Source organism: Kitasatospora sp. NPDC092948 (genome assembly GCF_044754805.1).
Taxonomy (GTDB): Bacteria; Actinomycetota; Actinomycetes; order Streptomycetales; family Streptomycetaceae; genus Kitasatospora.
On the sequence record NZ_JBIVPU010000002.1, the window covers coordinates 296,615 to 315,752 of the forward strand.

At 72.9% G+C, this 19,138-nt stretch carries 17 protein-coding genes; 3 read left to right on the top strand and 14 right to left on the bottom strand.

Going from position 1 to position 19,138, the window contains the following annotated elements:
• Nucleotides 1–11: 11 nt before the first annotated feature.
• The 9 genes from ACIQF6_RS06040 to ACIQF6_RS06080 are packed head-to-tail and all read right to left on the bottom strand — an operon-like array spanning nucleotide 12 to nucleotide 8,495.
• On the bottom strand, nucleotides 12–1,538 hold the full coding sequence (locus tag ACIQF6_RS06040) for a NuoM family protein (RefSeq protein WP_400890610.1): 1,527 nt from the start codon (nucleotides 1,536–1,538) through the stop codon (nucleotides 12–14).
• A 43-nt stretch (nucleotides 1,539–1,581) separates the two neighbouring features.
• Nucleotides 1,582–3,546 carry an NADH-quinone oxidoreductase subunit L gene (locus ACIQF6_RS06045; protein ID WP_400890612.1) on the bottom strand — a complete coding sequence of 655 codons (1,965 nt, stop codon included), beginning with the start codon at nucleotides 3,544–3,546 and terminating at the stop codon, nucleotides 1,582–1,584.
• Nucleotides 3,543–3,905 carry an NADH-quinone oxidoreductase subunit NuoK gene (gene nuoK / locus ACIQF6_RS06050; protein ID WP_400890614.1) on the bottom strand — a complete coding sequence of 121 codons (363 nt, stop codon included), beginning with the start codon at nucleotides 3,903–3,905 and terminating at the stop codon, nucleotides 3,543–3,545. The genes ACIQF6_RS06045 and nuoK overlap by 4 nt, the downstream gene beginning before the upstream one ends.
• A 2-nt stretch (nucleotides 3,906–3,907) precedes the next feature.
• The gene (locus tag ACIQF6_RS06055; protein ID WP_400890616.1) at nucleotides 3,908–4,525 is read right to left on the bottom strand and encodes an NADH-quinone oxidoreductase subunit J; all 618 of its coding nucleotides are present in this window, start codon (nucleotides 4,523–4,525) and stop codon (nucleotides 3,908–3,910) included.
• Nucleotides 4,522–5,076 (bottom strand): NuoI/complex I 23 kDa subunit family protein, encoded by a 555-nt coding sequence (locus ACIQF6_RS06060; RefSeq protein WP_400890619.1) that lies wholly within the window; start codon nucleotides 5,074–5,076, stop codon nucleotides 4,522–4,524. The genes ACIQF6_RS06055 and ACIQF6_RS06060 overlap by 4 nt, the downstream gene beginning before the upstream one ends.
• Complete coding sequence (nuoH, locus tag ACIQF6_RS06065; protein ID WP_400890622.1) at nucleotides 5,076–6,035, bottom strand: NADH-quinone oxidoreductase subunit NuoH; 960 nt, start codon at nucleotides 6,033–6,035, stop codon at nucleotides 5,076–5,078. The genes ACIQF6_RS06060 and nuoH overlap by 1 nt, the downstream gene beginning before the upstream one ends.
• On the bottom strand, nucleotides 6,032–7,462 hold the full coding sequence (locus tag ACIQF6_RS06070; protein WP_400890625.1) for an NADH-quinone oxidoreductase subunit C: 1,431 nt from the start codon (nucleotides 7,460–7,462) through the stop codon (nucleotides 6,032–6,034). The genes nuoH and ACIQF6_RS06070 overlap by 4 nt, the downstream gene beginning before the upstream one ends.
• A complete protein-coding gene (locus tag ACIQF6_RS06075) occupies nucleotides 7,459–8,097 on the bottom strand; it encodes an NADH-quinone oxidoreductase subunit B (protein WP_400890628.1) in 639 nt (212 codons plus the stop codon). The genes ACIQF6_RS06070 and ACIQF6_RS06075 overlap by 4 nt, the downstream gene beginning before the upstream one ends.
• Complete coding sequence (locus ACIQF6_RS06080) at nucleotides 8,088–8,495, bottom strand: NADH-quinone oxidoreductase subunit A (RefSeq protein WP_043914675.1); 408 nt, start codon at nucleotides 8,493–8,495, stop codon at nucleotides 8,088–8,090. Before ACIQF6_RS06080 ends, ACIQF6_RS06075 begins: the two co-directional genes overlap by 10 nt.
• Nucleotides 8,496–8,770: 275 nt before the next feature.
• Between ACIQF6_RS06080 and ACIQF6_RS06085 the strand changes: the two genes are divergently transcribed.
• On the top strand, nucleotides 8,771–9,922 hold the full coding sequence (locus tag ACIQF6_RS06085) for a sensor histidine kinase (protein WP_400890632.1): 1,152 nt from the start codon (nucleotides 8,771–8,773) through the stop codon (nucleotides 9,920–9,922).
• 79 nt (nucleotides 9,923–10,001) lie between these two features.
• Here the strand turns inward: ACIQF6_RS06085 and ACIQF6_RS06090 are convergent, their stop codons facing one another.
• Complete coding sequence (locus ACIQF6_RS06090) at nucleotides 10,002–11,054, bottom strand: S1C family serine protease (protein ID WP_400892138.1); 1,053 nt, start codon at nucleotides 11,052–11,054, stop codon at nucleotides 10,002–10,004.
• Between the two features lie 176 nt (nucleotides 11,055–11,230).
• On the opposite strand from ACIQF6_RS06090, the gene galE reads away from it, so the two are divergent.
• Nucleotides 11,231–12,205 (top strand): UDP-glucose 4-epimerase GalE, encoded by a 975-nt coding sequence (galE, locus tag ACIQF6_RS06095; RefSeq protein ID WP_400890635.1) that lies wholly within the window; start codon nucleotides 11,231–11,233, stop codon nucleotides 12,203–12,205.
• Between the two features lie 163 nt (nucleotides 12,206–12,368).
• Here the strand turns inward: galE and ACIQF6_RS06100 are convergent, their stop codons facing one another.
• Complete coding sequence (locus ACIQF6_RS06100; RefSeq protein ID WP_400890638.1) at nucleotides 12,369–14,678, bottom strand: PQQ-binding-like beta-propeller repeat protein; 2,310 nt, start codon at nucleotides 14,676–14,678, stop codon at nucleotides 12,369–12,371.
• A 305-nt stretch (nucleotides 14,679–14,983) separates the two neighbouring features.
• Here ACIQF6_RS06100 and ACIQF6_RS06105 point away from each other — a divergent pair, with 305 nt between their 5' ends.
• Entirely contained in the window at nucleotides 14,984–15,625 is a 642-nt protein-coding gene (locus ACIQF6_RS06105; protein ID WP_400890641.1) for a TetR family transcriptional regulator, read from the top strand.
• Nucleotides 15,626–15,812: 187 nt separating this feature from the next.
• Here the strand turns inward: ACIQF6_RS06105 and ACIQF6_RS06110 are convergent, their stop codons facing one another.
• The 3 genes from ACIQF6_RS06110 to mqnE form a co-directional block, all read right to left on the bottom strand.
• On the bottom strand, nucleotides 15,813–16,757 hold the full coding sequence (locus ACIQF6_RS06110; protein WP_400890644.1) for a beta-ketoacyl-ACP synthase III: 945 nt from the start codon (nucleotides 16,755–16,757) through the stop codon (nucleotides 15,813–15,815).
• A gap of 95 nt (nucleotides 16,758–16,852) precedes the next feature.
• Entirely contained in the window at nucleotides 16,853–17,761 is a 909-nt protein-coding gene (locus tag ACIQF6_RS06115) for a L,D-transpeptidase family protein (RefSeq protein ID WP_400890647.1), read from the bottom strand.
• 203 nt (nucleotides 17,762–17,964) lie between these two features.
• Nucleotides 17,965–19,128, bottom strand: coding sequence for an aminofutalosine synthase MqnE (mqnE, locus tag ACIQF6_RS06120; RefSeq protein ID WP_400890650.1), 1,164 nt, complete (start codon nucleotides 19,126–19,128; stop codon nucleotides 17,965–17,967).
• Nucleotides 19,129–19,138: the final 10 nt, after the last annotated feature.

A 19,138-nucleotide genomic window follows, 5' to 3' on the forward strand; every position in this document is an offset into this window, starting at 1 on the left:
AGTGGTGGTCATCAGCCGCTCCCGAGGAGGTGCTTGACGGCCGGGTCGGAGAGGCCGAGCAGCAGCGCCGGCCACAGGCCCGCCACCAGGGTGAGCGCGGCGAGCGGCGTCCAGCTGGCGGCCTCGTAGGCCTGCAGGTCGGGCAGTTCGGCGACCGGGGCGGGCTGCTTCGGGTCGCCCATGCAGACCCGCCGGACCACGACCAGCAGGTAGGCGGCGGTCAGCAGGGTGCCGAGGCCGGCCAGCACCATGTAGGTGAGGAAGGCGGGCCGGGACAGGCCGGCGGCCGGGTCGAAGGCGCCGTACATGGCGAGCAGCTCGCCCCAGAAGCCGGCCAGGCCGGGCAGGCCGAGGCTGGCGACGGCGGCGAACGCCAGCAGCGCGCCGATCCGCGGGACGCGTCCGTACAGCGCGGCGCCGGTGGCCCCGGCGAGGGTGTCCAGGTCGGCGGTGCCGTAGCGGTCCTTGACGGCGCCGACCACGAAGAACAGCAGGCCGGTGATCAGGCCGTGCGCGATGTTGGCGAACAGCGCGCCGTTCACGCCGGTCGGGGTGAGCGAGGCGATGCCGAGCAGCACGAAGCCCATGTGGCCGACCGAGGAGTACGCGATCAGCCGCTTCAGGTCGCCCTTGGCGCCGGTGCGGGCGAGGGCGAGGCAGGCCAGCGAGCCGTAGACGATGCCGACGGCGGCGAACGCGCCCAGGTAGGGGGCGTAGGTGGCGGTGCCGTCGGGGACGATCGGCAGCAGCACCCGGACCAGTCCGTAGGTGCCCATCTTGAGCATGACGCCGGCCAGCAGCACCGATCCGGCGGTCGGCGCGGCGGTGTGCGCGTCCGGCAGCCAGGAGTGCAGCGGCCAGGCGGGGGCCTTCACGGCCAGGCCGACCAGGATCGCCAGTGCGGCGATCAGCTGGGTGGTGTGCGAGAGGCCGCCGCCGTGCGCGTCGGCGAGCTTCACCATGTCGAAGGTGCCGGCCTTGACGCCGATCAGCAGGAAGCCGAGCAGCATCACGGCGGAGCCGAGCAGGGTGTACAGGATGAACCGGTTGGCCGCGGCGACCTTCTTCCCGCTGCCCCAGCGGGAGATCAGGAAGTACATCGGGATCAGCACGATCTCGAAGGCCAGGAAGAACAGCACCAGGTCGAGCACCGCGAAGGTGGCCAGCATGCCGGTCTCCAGCAGGAGCAGCAGCCCGGTGAAGGCGCGGCCGCCGGGGCCCGCGGGGAGCTTCTTCACCGAGTACACCGCGCACAGGAAGGTGAGCAGCGCGGTGAGCACCAGCAGCGGCAGCGAGATGCCGTCCACGCCGAGGTGCAGCCGCACGTCCAGCGCGGGGATCCACGCCACGTCGGTGACGGCCTGCATCCGGCTCGGCGCGCCGTGGTCGAAGCCGGCGGCGAGGCCGATCGCCAGCAGCAGCGTGCCGCCGGTGACGGTGGTGCCCAGGCGCAGCGCCTGCCGGTCGCCGATCGGGGCGAGCATCAGGGCGGCGCCGAGCAGCGGCAGGGCCAGGAGGGCGATGAGGACCGCGTTCATCGGTGGCTCCTAGGACGTGCCGGAACGGGGAACTGGGGGTGCGTCACGATCCCACCGCCACCAGGACGGCGAGCAGGACGGCCCCGGCGAGCAGCGCGCTCAGGTAGCCCTGGGCGTTGCCGGTCTGGGCGAAGCGCACGGCGCGGCCGAGCCAGCCGGGTGCGGCGCCGGCGCCGCGGACGTAGGTCTCCACCACGGCGCGGTCCAGGAACCGGACCAGTCGGGCGGCGGCCTCGGTGGGCCGGACGAACAGCGTGCTGTACAGCCGGTCGACGCCGAAGCCGTGCTGGGCGGGCCGGTACAGCGGGCCGAGCAGCAGGCGTCCCGGGTCGTCGGCGGGCTGTCCGGCGGCGGCGCGGGCGGTGACGGTGCGCCAGGCGGCGTACGAGATCAGCAGGCCCGCGACGGCGATGCCGGTGCCGAGCACCCAGGTGACGGTGGACGGGCGCAGCGACTCGCCGTCGAGCAGGGCGGGCAGCCAGTCGGTGCGCAGCCCGGCCACGCCGAAGCCCATCGCGGGGATCGCCAGCACCCACAGCGGCACCCGCATCGCGACCGGCTCGACGTGGGCCGGGTCGGCCTCGTCGACCTCCGGGGAGTACGGGGCGCCGGGCTGCGGGGCGAGCGAGGCGCCGTCCGGGGTGCGGCCCCAGAAGACGGCCAACCACAGCCGGGCGGCGTAGGCGGCGGTGAGCAGCGCGGTCAGCAGGCCGGCCACCAGCACCGTCCAGCCGGCGGCGGTCGGCACGGCGGACGCCGGGCCGAGGGCGCCGGTGAGGGCCTCGCCGTGGGCGGCGTGCTCGGCGGCAGTGAGCACCGACTCCTTGGAGAAGAAGCCGGCCAGCGGCGGCAGGCCGACCAGGGCGGCCAGGCCGATGCCCATCGTCCACATGGCGTCGGGGATGCGGTGGCGCAGGCCGTGCATCCGGGCCATCGCGCTGAGCGAGTTGGTGTGCGCGGCGTGGATGACCACGCCGGCGCCGAGGAACAGCAGCGCCTTGAACACGCCGTGCGAGACCAGGTGGAACACCGCGGCCTGCCGGTCGCCGGAGGCCAGCGCGCCGGTCATGTAGCCGAGCTGGCCGACCGTCGAGTAGGCGAGGACGCGCTTCAGGTCGTCCTGGGCGAGCGCGCACAGCGCGGAGCCGACCATGGTGACGGCGGCCATCACGGCCAGCACCACGAGTGCGGCGGACGACTGGAGGAACACCGGCAGCAGCCGGGCGACCAGGTAGACGCCGGCGGCGACCATGGTGGCGGCGTGGATCAGCGCGGAGACCGGCGTCGGGCCGGCCATCGCGTCCGGCAGCCAGGTGTGCAGCGGGAACTGGGCGCTCTTGCCGGCCACGCCGGCCAGCAGCAGCAGGGCGATCAGTGTCGGGTGGTGCAGCCCGCCGGAGGTGGCGGTGTGCAGCACGTCGGTGATCCGGAACGTCCCGGCGTCCGCGCCGAGCAGGAACAGGCCGAACAGGAACGGCACGTCGCCGAGCTTGGTGACCAGGAACGCCTTCAGCGAGGCGGCCCGGGCGTCGGCGGTCTCCCAGTGGTGGCCGATCAGGAAGTACGAGCAGATGCCCATCACTTCCCAGCCGACCAGCAGCACGATCAGGTCGCCGGAGTAGACGACCAGGAACATCGCGGCGGTGAACAGCGACACCAGCGCCGCGTACGACGGGTAGCGCGGGTCGTCCTTCAGGTACGCGGTGGAGTAGATCTGCACGCAGGTGGCGACCAGGCCGACCAGCACCGAGATCAGCGAGGTGAAGCCGTCCAGGTGCAGGGCGAGCGAGATCTCCGGGCCGCCGGTGGGGGCGAGCCGGGTGGCGGCGTCCAGGGTGGCGCCGGTGCCCAGCTGGACGGCCGTCACCAGGGCGAGGACGGCGGCCACCGCGACCGGCAGCACCGCGAGCGGTCGGGCCAGTGCGGGGTGGCGGCGTCCGGTGGCCAGGCCGGCGGCGGCGCCGAGCGCGGGCAGCACGGGGACGAGGATCGGCAGCGCGAGGTTCATGCGGCGGCCTGCTCCTTCTCCTCTGCGACGTCCGCTGCCGCGTCCGCCTCGTGCCGGTCGCCGAGCGCGGTGACCCGGTCGACGGCGGCGGTGCGGCGGGTGCGGTACACCAGCAGCACGATGGCCAGGCCGAGGCCGATCTCCGCGGCGGCGACGGTGATGGTGAACAGGGTGAGCGCCTGGCCGGCGTGCAGGGTGTCGCGCAGCCAGACGTCGAAGGCGACCAGGTTGAGGTTGACGGCGTTGAGCATCAGCTCGACGGACATCAGCACCAGGACGACGTTGCGCCGGGCGAGCACGCCGTACACGCCGACGCTGAACAGCAGCACGGCGAGGACGGCGGGGTAGGCGAGGTGCACGCTCAGCGCTCCTTCGTCTTCGTCAGGACGGTGCGCAGGTTCCCGGGCCGCGGCTTCGTCCCGTCGCCCTTGGTGCGGGACAGCACGATCGCGCCGACCAGGGCGGCCAGCAGCAGCACCGACAGCGCCTCGAACGGCAGCACCCAGTGCGAGAACAGGAATTCGCCGGTGAGCCGGGTGGTCCCGGCCGGGCCGGACAGGTCGATCCAGGACGACCGGAACGCGTCCACCACCAGCGTCACCAGGGTGGCGGCGGAGGCCGCGCCGACGGCCAGCGCCGCCGGGCGGTTGCCGGAGTCGGCGTCCGGGGAGCGGCCGATCGGGGCGCGGGTCAGCATCAGGCCGAACAGCACCAGCACGACCACCGAGCCCAGGTACACCAGCACCTGCACCCAGGCCACGAACTCGGCCGTCAGCAGCAGGAACTCGACCGCCAGGCCGCCCAACGCGACCACCAGCCACAGCGCGGCGTGCACCAGCTGGCGGGTGGTCACCGAGACCACGGCCGCGCCGAGCACGAGCACACCGACCAGCAGGAAGACGATCTCCTGTCCGGTCGGCGAGAGGTACGAGCGCGCGGCGGGCTCCAACGAGCCCGCCGCGGCCAGCAGGGCGCTCAACTCCGCTCACCCTCCTCGGCGTCAGCGGCAGCCGCGGCGGCCAGCTTGTCGGCGGCCTTCCGGGCCATGGCGATCTCCTTGGGCTCCTCCGCCGCGGCGTCGTGCGCGGGCGGCGGCGGGACGGTCCACATCCACTCGCGCAACCGGTCGCGCTCGTGGGTGAGCTCGCGGATGTCGGTCTCCGCGTACTCGAACTCCGGCGACCAGAACAGCGCGTCGAACGGGCACACCTCGATGCAGATCCCGCAGTACATGCAGAGCGAGAAGTCGATGGCGAAGCGGTCCAGCACGTTACGGGTGCGGGCGCGGGCGTTCGGGTCGGCGGCGGGCAGCGTCTCTTTGTGGGAGTCGATGTAGATGCACCAGTCCGGGCACTCGCGGGCGCACAGCATGCAGACCGTGCAGTTCTCCTCCAGCAGCGCGATCACGCCGCGCGAGCGCGACGGCAGCTCGGGCTGCACGTCCGGGTACTGCGCGGTGACGGACTTCCGCGTCATCGTCCGCATGGTGACGGCCAGGCCCTTGGCCAGGCCGGAGCCGGGAAACTTCATCAGGAGATCGCCACCTTGACGATGCCGGTGAGGGCGAGCTGGGCCAGGGCGAGCGGGATCAGCACCGTCCACGCGAAGCGCATCAGCTGGTCCTCGCGCAGCCGCGGGTACGTGACCCGCAGCCAGAGCACCACGAACGCCAGCGCGAACGTCTTCACCAACGTCCACACCACGCCCAGGCCGTCGGAGAACGGGCCGTGCCAGCCGCCCAGGAACAGCACCGTGGTCAGTCCGCAGAGCACCACGATGCCCGCGTACTCGGAGAGCAGGAACAGTGCGAAACGCAGGCCGGTGTACTCGGTGTACGCGCCGAAGATGATCTCCGAATCGGCCACCGGCATGTCGAACGGCGGCCGCTGGAGCTCCGCCAGACCCGCCGTGAAGAACACGAACGCGCCGATCAGCTGCCACGGCACCCACCACCAGTGGAAGGCGTCCACGATCCCCGGCAACGAGACGGTGCCCGCCGCCATCGCCACCGACGCCGCGGCCAGCAGCATCGGCAGCTCGTACGACATCAGCTGCGCGGCCGTGCGCAGCGCGCCCAGCAACGAGAACTTGTTCGCCGACGCCCAACCACCCATCAGCGAGCCCAGCACGCCGATGCCCATGACCGCCAGCACGAAGAAGATGCCCGCATCCACCGCCTGCCCGACCAGCCCGTGCGGCCCGACCGGAATCACCAGCAGCACCAGCAGGTACGGCAACAGCGCGACCGCCGGCGCCAACCGGAAGATCCGCCGGTCCGCCCCCGCCGGAACGATGTCCTCCTTCTGCGCGAACTTCACACCGTCGGCGACCAACTGCGCCCACCCGTGAAACCCACCCGCATACATCGGCCCGAGCCGGCCCTGCATGTGCGCCATCACCTTGTGCTCGGCCTGCCCGACCACCAACGGCAACACCAGGAACGCCACCAGCGTGCCGACACAGCGCAGCAGCGTGTCGAGAAGATTCACGCGCTGTCTCCGTTCTGATCGGGCTGCTGGTCGGGCTGCTGGTCGGATTCGGGCTCTGCGGGCTCGCGCCGGCCGGGCTCGCGCTGTGCGGCCTCCGCCTCTGCGGGCTCGCGCCGGCCGGGCTCGGGCTCGGGCTCGGGCTCGGGCTGCGCAGACTCCGCCTCCGCGGGTTCGGCCGTCGCAGCCTCGGGCTTCACCGGCTCGGGCCTCGCGGGCTCCGCGGGCTTCGCCTCCGCAGGTTCGACCTGCCCGGCCTCGGGCTGCGCGGCCTCTGCCTTCGTTGGCTCGGCCATCACAGCCTCCGCCTCCGCAGGTTCGGCCGCCGCAGGTTCGGCCGCCGCAGCCTCGGGCTTCACCGGCTCGGGCCTCGCGGGCTCCGCGGGTTTCACCTCTGCGGGTTCGGCCTGCCCGGCCTCGGGCTCTGCGTCGGCGGGCTGGTCGTGGGCCGGGACGGGGGCGTGCCACGGGGCGTCGGACGACTGGGTCCGGGCGGTGCGGCGCGGGGTCTCCGGGGGGGACGACGGCTCGGGCGTGGTCTGGCTGACCGAACCCTCGCCGACGCTGCGGCTGCGGCGCGGCCGGTCGGCGCGTACCGGCGGCGCGTCGGCCGCAGGCACGGCCGACTCGGCGGCCTGGCTCGCGGAGCCCTCGTCGACGCTGCGGCTGCGGCGCGGCCGATCGGCACGTACCGGCGGCGCGTCGGCCGCAGGCGCAGCGGACTCGGCAGCCTGGCTCGCGGAGCCCTCGCCCACGCTGCGGGCGCGCCGGGGGCGGTCGACGCCGGCTCCGGCGCCGGCCCTCGTTGTGCGGGCGGGGCGTTCGGCGACCGGGGGGAGGGTGCCCTTGAGGGGGCCCCACTCGTTCGGGTCGGGGACGCCGGGGGGCAGCATCTTGCGTCGGGCGGGGCCGCCGCCGTGGTCGGACTCGCCGGGTTCCTTGGCGCCGGGCCAGTCCTTGGCGACCCGGGCGGCGAGTACGAAGTCCTTGCGCAGCGGGTGGCCCTCGAAGCCGTCCGGCAGCAGCAGAGTGGCGGGGTGGGGGTGGCCGGGGAACTCGATGCCGAACATCTCCCGGGTCTCCCGCTCGTGCCAGGCGGCGCCGGCGTACACGCCGACCGCGGTCGGCAGCACGGCCTGGTCGCGCGGCACCCGGGTGCGCAGCAGCAGTCGGCGCACCCGGCCGGGCTCGCCGACGGCGGCCAGGTGGGCGCAGACCGCGAAGCCCTCGGCGAGTTCGTCGACGGCGCTCAGCCAGTCCAGGAAGGCCAGGCCGAGGACGTCGCGGGCGGCGGTGAGCGCCTCGATCCAGTGCTCGGCGGGGACGGTGACGGTGAGCAGGTCGTACGCCTCGGCGGCGGTCGCCCACGGGCCGATCGCGGCGGCGGTGAGCTCGGCGGGCGTCGGGGGGACGTCTGGGGTCTCGGTCACCGCTCGCCCTCCTCGGCGGGGGCGGGCGCGGCCTGAAGCGGGCGGCGCAGCGCGGCGGCGGGTGCGGCGTAGCGCTGCGGGACGTCCTCGGCGGCGATCTTCTCCTGGAGCTTGAGGATGCCCTGGAGCAGTGCCTCGGGCCGGGGCGGGCAGCCGGGCACGTAGACGTCGACCGGGATGATCTGGTCGACGCCCTTGGTGACGGAGTAGGAGTCCCAGTAGGGGCCGCCGGAGTTGGCGCAGGCGCCGAAGGAGATGACGTACTTCGGTTCGGGCATCTGCTCGTACAGGCGCTTGACGGCGGGCGCCATCTTGTCGGTGACGGTGCCCGAGACGATCATCAGGTCGGCCTGTCGGGGGCCGGGCGCGAACGGGATGACACCCATCCGGATGAAGTCGTGCTTGGCCATGGACGCGGCGATGAACTCGATCGCGCAGCAGGCGAGTCCGAAGTTGAAGCACCAGAGGCTGTAGCGGCGGCCCCAGTTGAGCACCACCTTGACCGGGTCCGGGGCGAGCCGGGCGAGCGGGCCGAGGCGGCGCTGCTCGACGGCGGCGCCCGGGTTGGCCGGGTCGGGGATGCCGAGCGGGACCGGGCCCTGTCCGGGCGTCCCGTGCGAGTGCGTCACGTCCATTCCAGAACGCCCTTCTTCCAGGCGTAGAGCAGTCCGACCGCGAGGAAGCCGATGAAGACGAACATCTCCACCAGCGTGGCCGCCCCGAAGCCGGCGGCGGCGAACACCGTGGCCCACGGGAACAGGTAGATCGCGTCGACCGCGAAGATCACGTACAGGAAGGCGTAGACGTAGTAGCGGATCTGGGTGTGCGCCCAGCCCTCGCCGACCGGATCGACGCCGCACTCGTAGGCGAGCAGTTTCTCCGGGGTGTTGACCACCGGTCGCAGCAGGCGGTTGGCGGTGAAGGCCACCGTGACGAAGAGGACGCCGATGACCGCCAGCAGGCCGATCGCCGCGTAGGCGTCGAAGTAGCCACTGCCGGCGGCGGGGTCGGCAGCGAGCGGCTGCCACTCCATGGATTACGCCCTTCTTCTTTGCCCGTCCATAACCATCGCTATCGCGGGAGTCTATGTGCACCGCTCGTCTACTCCCCCATCTGCCCGTCCTGCAAGACGTCCGGTGGACAGCCGCCGGAATTCCGCTTGCGGCCCCGTCGGGAGCGGAGTTCAGCCCGGGGGGTGGGGATAACCCCCGGACGAAGACGGAGTGCAGCACCATGGCGGCGCACGGTCCGCAGCCGGGATGCTGGTGATCGTCAGAGAACGGCGAGCATCAGGAGAGGGCGCCGACCATGGAGGACAGGGCGAAGCGTCCGTCGCTGTACGGGGCGGAGCTGTGGCAGCGGGTCCAGCACGAGCTGCTGAACCTCCCGCTGGGGGTGGCCGCCTTCACCGTGATGGTGACGCTGCTGTCGACGGGGCTCGGCATGGCGGTGACGGTCGTCGGGCTGCCGATTCTGGCCTTCGGGCTGACGTGCTGCCGGATGTTCGGCCGGCTGGGCCGGGTCCGGGCCCGTGCCTCGCTGGGCAGTGAGGTCGCCGAGCCGCCGCCGCTGGCGACGAGCCGGCCCGGCCCGGCCGGCTGGGTCATGGCGTCGCTCGCGGACGGGCTGAGCTGGCGCTGCGCGCTGTACTGCCTGCTGATGCTGCCCTGGGGGATCATCAGTTTCACGCTGACGCTGGTGCTGCTGATCGTCGGCTGGCCGGTGCTGCCGTGGGCGATGCGGGGCCTGGCCTGGGTCTCCCGGCTGCTGGTGGAGGGCCTGCTGTCGCCGGGCGCGCTGGTCGAGCGGGTCCGCGAGCTGGAGGACGACCGGGGCGTGGTGGTCGACCACGCCGCCGCCGACCTGCGCCGCATCGAGCGGGATCTGCACGACGGCGCGCAGGCCCGGCTGGTGGCGCTGGCGATGGATCTGGGCCTGGCCAAGGAGAAGCTGTCGGAGGATCCGGTGGCCGCCCAGAAGATGGTCGACGCGGCGCACGGAGAGGTGAAGCTCGCCCTGCAGGAGCTGCGCGATCTCGCCCGGGGCATTCACCCGGCGGTGCTGACCGACCGCGGGCTCGATGCCGCGCTGTCCTCGGTCGCGGCCCGCTGCACGCTGCCCGGCGGCGTCAAGGTGCACGTCGAGCTGGGCGGGGAGCGCCCCGATTCCGCGGTCGAGGGCATCGCCTACTTCACCGTCAGCGAGCTGCTCACCAACGCCTCCAAGCACTCCGGCGCCCGTTCCGCCTCGGTGGACGTCTGGCGCCAGGACGACCGGCTGATGCTGACGGTGCAGGACGACGGCAGGGGCGGCGCCGAGGTCCGCCCGGGCGGCGGGCTGGCCGGCCTGGCCGAGCGCGCCGAGTCGGTGGACGGCGTGTTCGTGGTGGACAGCCCGCCCGGCGGCCCGACCTCGATAGCCGTCGAGCTCCCCTGGCGCACCCGGGCGGGCCGGAGCTGACGGGCCGCCCCGGGCGTGGACGGACCCGGGGTGCCGTCTCCCTTGCGCGGTACGGCACTCCGGGCCCGAGCGGGCGGGGCTACAGCGTCCCCAGCGTGACGTCCGCGTTCTGGTTCTGGCCGTCGCGCTGGTAGGCCACGGTCACCTTGTCTCCCGGGGAGAACGCGGCGAGCGCGGTGGTCAGCACGGCGGGGCTGGTGATCGCGGTGCCGTTGATCCCGGTGATCACGTCGCCCGCCTGAAGCCCGGCGGAGGCCGCCGGTCCGCCGGAGACCACCGAGACGATCGCCGCCCCGGCCGGCTGGAAGTTCGTGCTGAAGAACGGGCGGACGGTCACCCCGAGCGCGGCCCGCCCGGAGTTGGTGACCTTGCCGCTGCTGATCAGCTGGTCGGCGATGCCGGTCACGGTGACGGCGGGGATGGCGAAGCCGATGCCGGGTGCGGCCGAGTTGCCCAGCTCCGGGTCGACCGCGGTCAGGGTGTTGATCCCGATCACCTGGCTGGAGAGGTTGACCAGCGCGCCGCCGCTGTTGCCGGGGTTGATCGCGGCCGAGGTCTGCACCATGTTGCCGATGGTGGCGCCGCCCGAGCCGGAGCTCGCCGGCTCGCTGACGGTCCGCCCGACCGCCGACACGATGCCCTCGGTGACGCTGCTGGACAGGCCGAGCGGGCTGCCCATGGCCAGCGTGATCTGGCCCACCGCGACCTTGGAGCTGTCCGCGAAGGTGGCGGGCTTGAGGCCGCCGGGCGGGCTGCTCAGCCTGATCACCGCGAGGTCGGACTGCGGGTAGCTGCCCACCAGGGTGGCGTCCAGCGGCTTGGTGCTGTTGGCCAGCGTCACGGTGAAGTTCTGCGCGCTGCCGACCACGTGCGCGTTGGTGACGATGTCGCCCTTGTCGTCGTAGACGATCCCGGAGCCCAGGCTGTCGCCCGCGGTGATCTGCACCACCGAAGGCAGTACCTGGGAGATCACCTGCTGGTAGTTCTGCTCCAGCTGGTCATTGGTGGAGGGAGCGGGCGCGGTCGTGGCGGCGCCGACCGCCGTGCTGGAACCGGATCCCTTGTCGGAGCTGGAGCAGCCGGTCACCAGCAGCGCCGCCGCGGCCAGCACCGCCGCCGGACCGAGCCACAGCTTGGGCCCGGTGGGCCGGGGGCCGGCCGGTAGCGGGCGGGTCGGTTCCTTCTTGGGGCGCACGGCAGCCACCTCCGGTCGCAGGACAGAACTTTGTCAGCATTTCAGCGAAATGTCGGAATACCTGCACAGACACACCCGCCGCCACCCGGAAGGCCGCCGTCTAGGATCGGGCCATGACCTGGTTGATCACGGGCGGGGCCGGCTACATCGGCGGTCATGTCGTTCGAGAGCTGCTGGCGGCCGGCGAGTCGATGGTCGTCCTGGACGACCTGAGTTCCGGCTCGGCCGACCACCTGCCGCCCGGTGTCCCCCTGGTGACGGGCTCCACGCTGGACCGCCCGCTGCTGGACCGCGTCCTCGCCGAACACCGCGTCACCGGCGTGCTGCACCTGGCGGCCCGCAAGCAGGTCGGCGAGTCGGTCACCCAGCCGCTGCGCTACTACCGCGAGAACGTCGAGGGCCTGCGGCTCGTGCTGGCCGCCGCGGTCGACGCGGGCGTGCGCCGGGCGGTGCTGTCCTCCTCGGCCGCCGTCTACGGCATGCCGGACGTCGATCTGGTCACCGAGTCCACGCCGTGCGCGCCGATGAACCCGTACGGCGAGACCAAGCTGGCCGGCGAGTGGCTGCTGAACGCCTGCGCCGAGGCGTACGGGCTGTCCGCGGTGTCGCTGCGCTACTTCAACGTGGCCGGCGCGGCCTCCCCCGGGCTGTCCGACCCGGGCGCGGCCAACCTGGTGCCGCTGGCCTTCCAGCGCCTCACCGCCGGACTGCCCCCGCTGATCTTCGGGGACGACTACCCCACCCCGGACGGCACCTGCATCCGCGACTACATCCACGTCTCGGACGTCGCCTCCGCGCACGTCGCCGCCGTCCGCCGGCTGACCGCCGCCGCACCCGACGAGCAGATCCGGCTGGCCCTCAACATCGGCACCGGCCACGGGGTCTCCGTCCGCGAGATGCTCGCCGAGATCGCCGAGGTCACCGGCCTCGACACCGCCCCCGAGGTGACCGCCCGCCGCGCCGGCGACCCGGCCCGGGTGGTGGCGTCCGCCGAGCTGATCCACCGCGAACTCGGCTGGACCGCCCGGCACGACGTCCGCTCCATGGTCGCCTCCGCCTGGGCCGGCTGGCAGCACCGCCACCCGTAGCCCCGGACGAACCCGTCCGGCCGCCCGGGGCCGACCGCGCGCCGGCCCGCCGGGCGGGCCTGCGCGACGTCGACCGCCTTCGGCGCGTCGGACCCGCCCGCCGCGCCGGGCGGCGCGGTGCCGACGCCCCGCGGCCGGGCACGGTGTCGCCGGCGTCCCGGCGTCAGTGGGGCACGGCCGTCCCGTAGAACGAGTCCAGCGCGTACACGCAGCGGTCCTTGGAGCCCACGAAGACCCGGCCGTCGACGGCGACCGGGGAGCCGGTCAGTTCGCCCTTGGTGCCGAGTTCCCAGCGCAGCCGGCCGGTGGCGAGCTCCAGGGTGTGCAGCGACTGGTCGCGGCTGCCCAGGTGGACCAGGCCGTCGGCGACCGCCGGGGAGCCCACCAGGTCGGCCCGGGTGGCGTAGCGCCAGCGCTCCAGGCCGGTGGCGCTGTCGAACGCGAACAGGGTGTCGCCGGAGCCCAGCAGCACCGTGCCGTCCGCGACCACGGCGGGCTCGGCGCCCTGCCGGGAGGCGGTGGCGGCCCGCCACAGGCCGTGCCCGGTGACGGCGTCCAGGGCGTACAGGGTGCCGAGGTAGTCGGCGACGTACACCGCGCGGTCGTCCACCGCGGGCGGGGTGAAGAGCACCACGGGCGCGTCGAACCGCCAGCGCTCGACGCCGGTCGCGGCGTCCAGTGCGTGCACCCGCTGGCCGGAGGTCAGGTACAGCACGCCGCCGCGCTCCACCGGCCGGGCCGGCACCTTGCCGGAGACCGGGAACGCCCAGCGCACGCCGCCGCCGCGCGGGTCCACGCAGTACAGGCGGCCGGAGCCCTGGTAGTAGGCGGCGCCGGCGATCAGCGCCGGGCCGGACTGCGGGTTCTCGTACTCCTGCTGGGCGTCGTCGGCGCGCCACAGCTCGGCGCCGCTGGCGGCCGAGCGCAGCTGCACCCCGCCGCCGCGGATGCCGCAGCACAACACGCCGTCGGCGGCGTCCAGCGAGTACACCCAGCCGTCCAGCGAGGTCCGCCAGCGCTCGGTGCCGTCGGCGGAGTCCACGGTGTACAGGTGCGGCCCGTCGGCGGCGTGCACCCGGCCGCCGTCCACGGCCAGCGCCCAGGCGACGTCGCGGGTCTTCCAGCGGCGCTCGCCGGAGCCGATGTCCAGGGCGTGCACCTCGAAGCTGGAGACGAACAGCGTGCCGTCGGCGACCACGGGGGTGCCCCACACGTCGTTGGACATCCGGAACCGCCAGGGCCGCCAGCGGGCGGCGGGCGGCTGCGGCGGGGCGGCGGGCGCCGCCGGTGCCACCGGTGCGGAGGTGCGGCGCACCCAGTCGGTGCCGACCGGGGCGGCGGAGGGCGCGACCGGCTCCACCCGGGGCCCGGGGCCTATCGGCACGTGCGTGCCGGCCAGCCGGATCTCGCCGTCGCCGGCGGGCGCGGGCCGCTGGTGCGGCCGCATCCGCTCGGTGGCCACCTCGGCCTCGGACGGCGCCCCGACCGGCGCGACCGGCGCGGCCTGCGAGATCGGCGGGGCGGCCGGCTGCGGCGGCACCACCGGCGCCGGCGGCCGGGGCTGCGACGGCTGGCCGACGGGGCGGCGGCTGCTGCGCTTGGCCTCGATCAGGTCGAGCGCGGCGGTCGGCAGCCAGTCGCCGGCCTCGCCGGAGGCGTCGGCCGAGAACAGGTGCGGGGCCAGTTCGGCCTGGATCTGGGCGGGCGTCGGCCGGTGCTCGGGCGAGGGCCGCATGCAGGCCCGCACCAGGTCGACCAGCTCGACCGGCAGCCCGGACAGGTCGGGCTGGTCGCGCAGCAGCTGGAACACCGTCTCGACCGGGTTGCTGCCCCGGTACGGCGGGTGCCCGGTGGCGCAGAACACCACCAGCGAACCGAGCGAGAACACGTCGCTGGCGCCGGTGACGCTGCGGCTGTCGCGGGCCTGCTCGGGCGACATGTAGGCGGGGGTGCCGACCGCGACGTTGGTCATGGTGAGCCGGGTGCTGGAGACCCCGGCGGCGATCCCGAAGTCGATCACTCGCGGCCCGTCCTCGACCACCAGCACGTTGGACGGCTTGAGGTCGCGGTGCACCAGCCCGGCGGCGTGGATGGACTGCAGCGCCTCGGCGATGCCGGCGGTCAGCCAGCGCACCGCGTCGGCGGGCAGCGGCCCGCAGTCGGTGACCAGGTCCTCCAGCGAGGGCGCGGGCACGTACGCGGTGGCCAGCCAGGGCACCGCGGCGTCGGCGTCGGCGTCCACCACGGCGGCGGTGTAGAAGCCGCCGACCGTCTTCGCGGCGGCGATCTCGCGGGCGAAGCGGACCCGGAACAGGTTGTCCTCGGCCAGTTCGGTGCGGACGGTCTTGATGGCCACCCGGCGGCCCGAGGCCGACCGGGCCAGGTACACCAGGCCCATACCGCCCGCGCCGAGCCGGGCCAGCACCTCGAAGGGCCCGATCCGTCTCGGATCGTGCGCCGTCAGCTGGTCCACTCCGCAGCCACCTCCCCTTCGCCAACGCCCCCCGGCGGTGGCGCCCCCCGATTCTCCAATGCCCGCCCTCCTGGAGCCAATCTCCCCCGACCGTGTCACCCGGCACCACGGGCCCGTCCGCCGGGCGTGTCGGGGGGTCGAGGCCGCTGTCGAACCCTTCGAAGCTGACTTGTCGTCACGCTGTGGGGTCATCAGTGCACGGGGGGGCAACAACACACGCTGAAAAGTCGTTGATTCTCCCCACGGGCGGACTAATAGTCGCACTACCGAATCGCGCCAAGATCGTGCCACGGTAAGCTGACGGCATGACAGGACAAGTTCGCACCGTCGACGGTCGCGTCGCCGGGCGGCGCGGACAGGAGACGCGGCAGAAGCTGCTCGACTGCCTCCGCGAGATGCTCAGCACGTCGCCGTACCGGGACGTCAAGGTCATCGACGTCGCCCGTATGGCGGGTACCTCCCCCGCGACCTTCTACCAGTACTTCCCGGATGTCGAGGGCGCAGTCCTTGAGATCGCCGAGGAAATGGCCGAGGACAGCGGCGGGCTCAAAGAGCTCGTCGATGGAAAGTCCTGGGCGGGAAAGACCGGCTTCGCCACTTCCGAAGAACTGGTGGACGGATTCCTCGCCTTCTGGCGCAAGAATGACGCCATTCTCCGAGTGGTCACACTCGGTGCCGCAGAAGGGGACAAGCGGTTCTTCAAGATCCGCATGAAGGTCCTCAACTCGGTGGCGTCCCCGCTCGCCGAGGCGGTTCGCAACACCCAGGGCAAGACCGACAAGACGGTCGACGGGTCGGCAATCGCCGGCGCCCTGGTGACGTTGCTGGCCGCGTCCGCGGAACACTCGAAGGCGTTCACCTCGTGGGGCGTGAAGGTCAAGGACCTCAAGCCCAGCCTGGCGCTCCAGGTGTACCTCGGAGTCACCGGAAAGAAGCCGCCGAAGTAACACTCAGCCCAGTCCACTGGCGCCCGGCCCCGGTTCCTGTCCGGGGTGCGTCGGACGCGGCCGTGTCCTCGGGGGAGGTTCGCCGACGTACCGCGGGGCGTCATCCGCACCGATACAACGAAACGCAGGGGCGGTCGGGAGAAGGTCTCCCGACCGCCCCTGCGGCGTGTCCCGGCCCGTTGCCCGGTCAGGGGCAGCGCACCACCTGGCCGGCGTAGGCCAGGCCGCCGCCGAAGCCGAACAGCAGCACCGGGTCGCCGCTGTGCAGTTCGCCGCGCTCGACCAGCTTCGACAGCGCGAGCGGGATGGAGGCGGCGGAGGTGTTGCCGGATTCGATCACGTCGCGGGCGACCACCGCGTCCTCGGCCAGGCCGAGCTTTCCGGCGATCGCGTCGATGATCCGCAGGTTGGCCTGGTGGGCGACGAAGCCGCGCAGCTCGGACGGGTCCAGGCCGGCCTTCTCGCAGGCCCGGCGGGCCAGCGGGGCGACCTGGGTGGTGGCCCAGCGGAACACCGTCTGACCCTGCTGGCTGATGATCGGCTGCCAGCCGCTGATCACCACCGCCTCGCCCTTCTCCGGCTCGGAGCCCCACACCACCGGGCCGATGCCGGCCCGCTCGTCGGGGACGGCCTCCAGGACGGCCGCGCCCGCGCCGTCCGCGAAGATCACGCAGGTGGTGCGGTCGGTCCAGTCCACGATGTCGGACATCCGCTCGGCGCCGATCACCAGCGCGCGGGTGGCGGCGCCGGCCCGGATCGCGTGGTCGGCGGTGGCCAGGGCGTAGGAGAAGCCCGAGCAGACGGTGTTGATGTCGTAGGCGGCGGGCGTGGGGATGCCGAGCCGGGCGGCGACCGCGGCGGCGGTGTTGGGGCTGCGTTCGAGGGCGGTGCAGGTGGCGACGGCGACCAGGTCGATCTGGTCGGGGGTCACTCCCGCGCGGGCGAGGGCCTTCTGGGCTGCGCTCGCGGCGAGGTCGATCAGGGTCTCGTCCTCGGCGATGTGCCGGGTGCGGATGCCGACCCGGCTCCGGATCCACTGGTCGTCGGTGTCGACCATCGCCGAGAGATCGTCGTTGGTGAGGATCTTCGGCGGCTGGTAGTGGCCCAGCGCCACGATACGGGAGGCGGTCATACTGCCACTCAACCGGGTTACCGGCCAGTCGGGCGGTAACGCCCTGACACAGGATCGGGTGCCGGATGCTGTAGGGGCCTCACAACCGGAGGCCGTCACACCGCCAGGGACTGGGCGTCGCCCATGGCGATCATCGGGTGCATCGCCGGGTCGAGGGTCTTGATCAGCTCGATCATGTGGTCCTCGGTCAGCGAGATGCAGCCGTGGGTGGGGCCGCCGTGGTCGAGGTGCAGCCAGATGCCGCCGCCCTTGGCCGCGCCGTCCGGGAACCGGGTGTCGAGCGGGGAGGAGCCGGCCACCCGGTTGTAGTTGATCGCGACCACGTAGTCGAAGGAGCCGGCCAGCGGTTCGTTGTTGAAGCCGCGGCCGCCCATCACGAACTTCGCGTTCTCGTCGTACGGCAGCTTGGAGCCGGGGTCGGCCTTGCGGCCGCCGGCGTCGGTGAGCGAGAACAGGCCGATCGGGCTGCGCAGGTCGCCGGAGCGGTGGTCGGTGGTCCAGCCCTTGTAGGCGTTGTGGGCGGTCCAGGTCTGGCCGGCCTGCCAGCCGCCGTCGTCGCCGCGGGTCCACAGCGTGACGGTGTTGTCCGAGGAGTTCTTGTCCTTGCCGCTGGCGACCAGCAGCTGGCGGGTCTCGGCGGGGATCTTGGCCATCCAGTCGGCGCCCAGTCCCGGTATGTTCGTGATCCTGTCGCGGGTGGAGCGGTCGGCGGCCGGGGGCTCGGTGTGGGCCTCGGCGGCCTTCATCGGGGTGACCTGGGGCTCGCGGTCCGGGGCGGCGCTGGCGATGTCGCCCTGGAAGGTCCGCCCCGGGCCGACGGTGAACCAGCCGGCCGTGAGGGCCAGCAGGGTCGCGGTGCCGACGGTGAGCTTGCGGGCGCGGCGCGTCTTCGGCTTGCGACGGCGGCGGCTCGCGGCTCGGCCCTGGGTCTGCTCGGCCTCGCTCCGGGGGGCCGGCGCGGGGGCCGAGCGGCGGTGCGAGGCGGCGCGATGGGAACCGGACATGCCGCCGATCCTTCCAGACCCGGGGGATGCGGTGGAACCCGGGCTGTGTGATGAGCCTGTGAGCATACGCGCGTGGAAACGCATTCCCGGTGGTGAGAGGCATACCGGGTAGTGCGCAGGCATCCCGCACGCCCCTCCGGAACGACTGCGCCCGGCGGCCGGAAATCGGACGCCGGGCGCATGCTCGAACGTTCGGGCGGGAGTCAGAGGCGCATCGCCTGCGGGGTCTCCCGGCGCAGCAGGTCCGGGCCGTCGTACTCCCGGATGACCTCGTAGCGGGTGTTGCGCTCGACCGGGCGGAAGCCGGCGTCCCGGATCAGCTGGAGCAGGTCGTCGCGGCCCAGCTTGTTCGGGGTGCCGAAGTTGTCCGCGTCGTGGGTGATCTTGTACTCGACCACCGAGCCGTCCATGTCGTCCGCGCCGTGGCTGAGCGCCAGCTGCGCGGTGGTGACACCGTGCATCACCCAGAACACCTTGACGTGCGGGACGTTGTCGAACAGCAGGCGGGACACCGCGAAGGTCTTCAGCGCCTCGGCGCCGGTGGCCATCTCGGTGCGGTCCATCAGGCGGTTGCGGACCTTGCCGTCCTTCGAGTCGTGGAAGTCATGCTGGTAGCGCAGCGGGATGAAGACCTGGAAGCCGCCGGTCTCGTCCTGCAGCTCGCGCAGCCGCAGCACGTGGTCGACCCGGTGGCGGGGCTCCTCGATGTGGCCGTACAGCATGGTGGCCGGGGTCTTGAGGCCCTTTTCGTGCGCCAGGCGGTGGATGCGCGACCAGTCCTCCCAGTGGGTGTCGTGGTCGACGATGTGCTGGCGGACCTCCCAGTCGAAGATCTCCGCGCCGCCGCCGGTCAGCGACTCCAGGCCGGCGTCGATCAGCTCGTCCAGGATCTCGCTCGCCGTCAGGCCGCTGATCCGCTCGAACCAGTGGATCTCGGTCGCGGTGAACGCCTTCAGCGAGACGTTCGGCAGCGCGGCCTTCAGCTCCTTCAGCGAGCGCGGGTAGTAGCGCCACGGCAGGGTCGGGTGCAGGCCGTTGACGATGTGCAGCTCGGTGAGGGACTCCGACTCCATCGCCTTGGCGAGCCGGACGGCCTCCTCGATGCGCATCGTGTACGCGTCCTTCTCGCCCGGCTTGCGCTGGAACGAGCAGTACGCGCAGGAGGCGCTGCACACGTTGGTCATGTTGAGGTGGCGGTTGACGTTGAAGTGGACGACGTCGCCGTTCTTCTGCGTCCGCACGTGGTGGGCCAGGCCGCCCAGCCAGGCCAGGTCGTCGCTCTCGTAGAGCGCGATCCCGTCCTCGCGGGTCAGCCGCTCACCGGCGTAGACCTTCGCCTCCAGCTCGCGCTTGAGCCCTGCGTCCATGCGGCGCTCC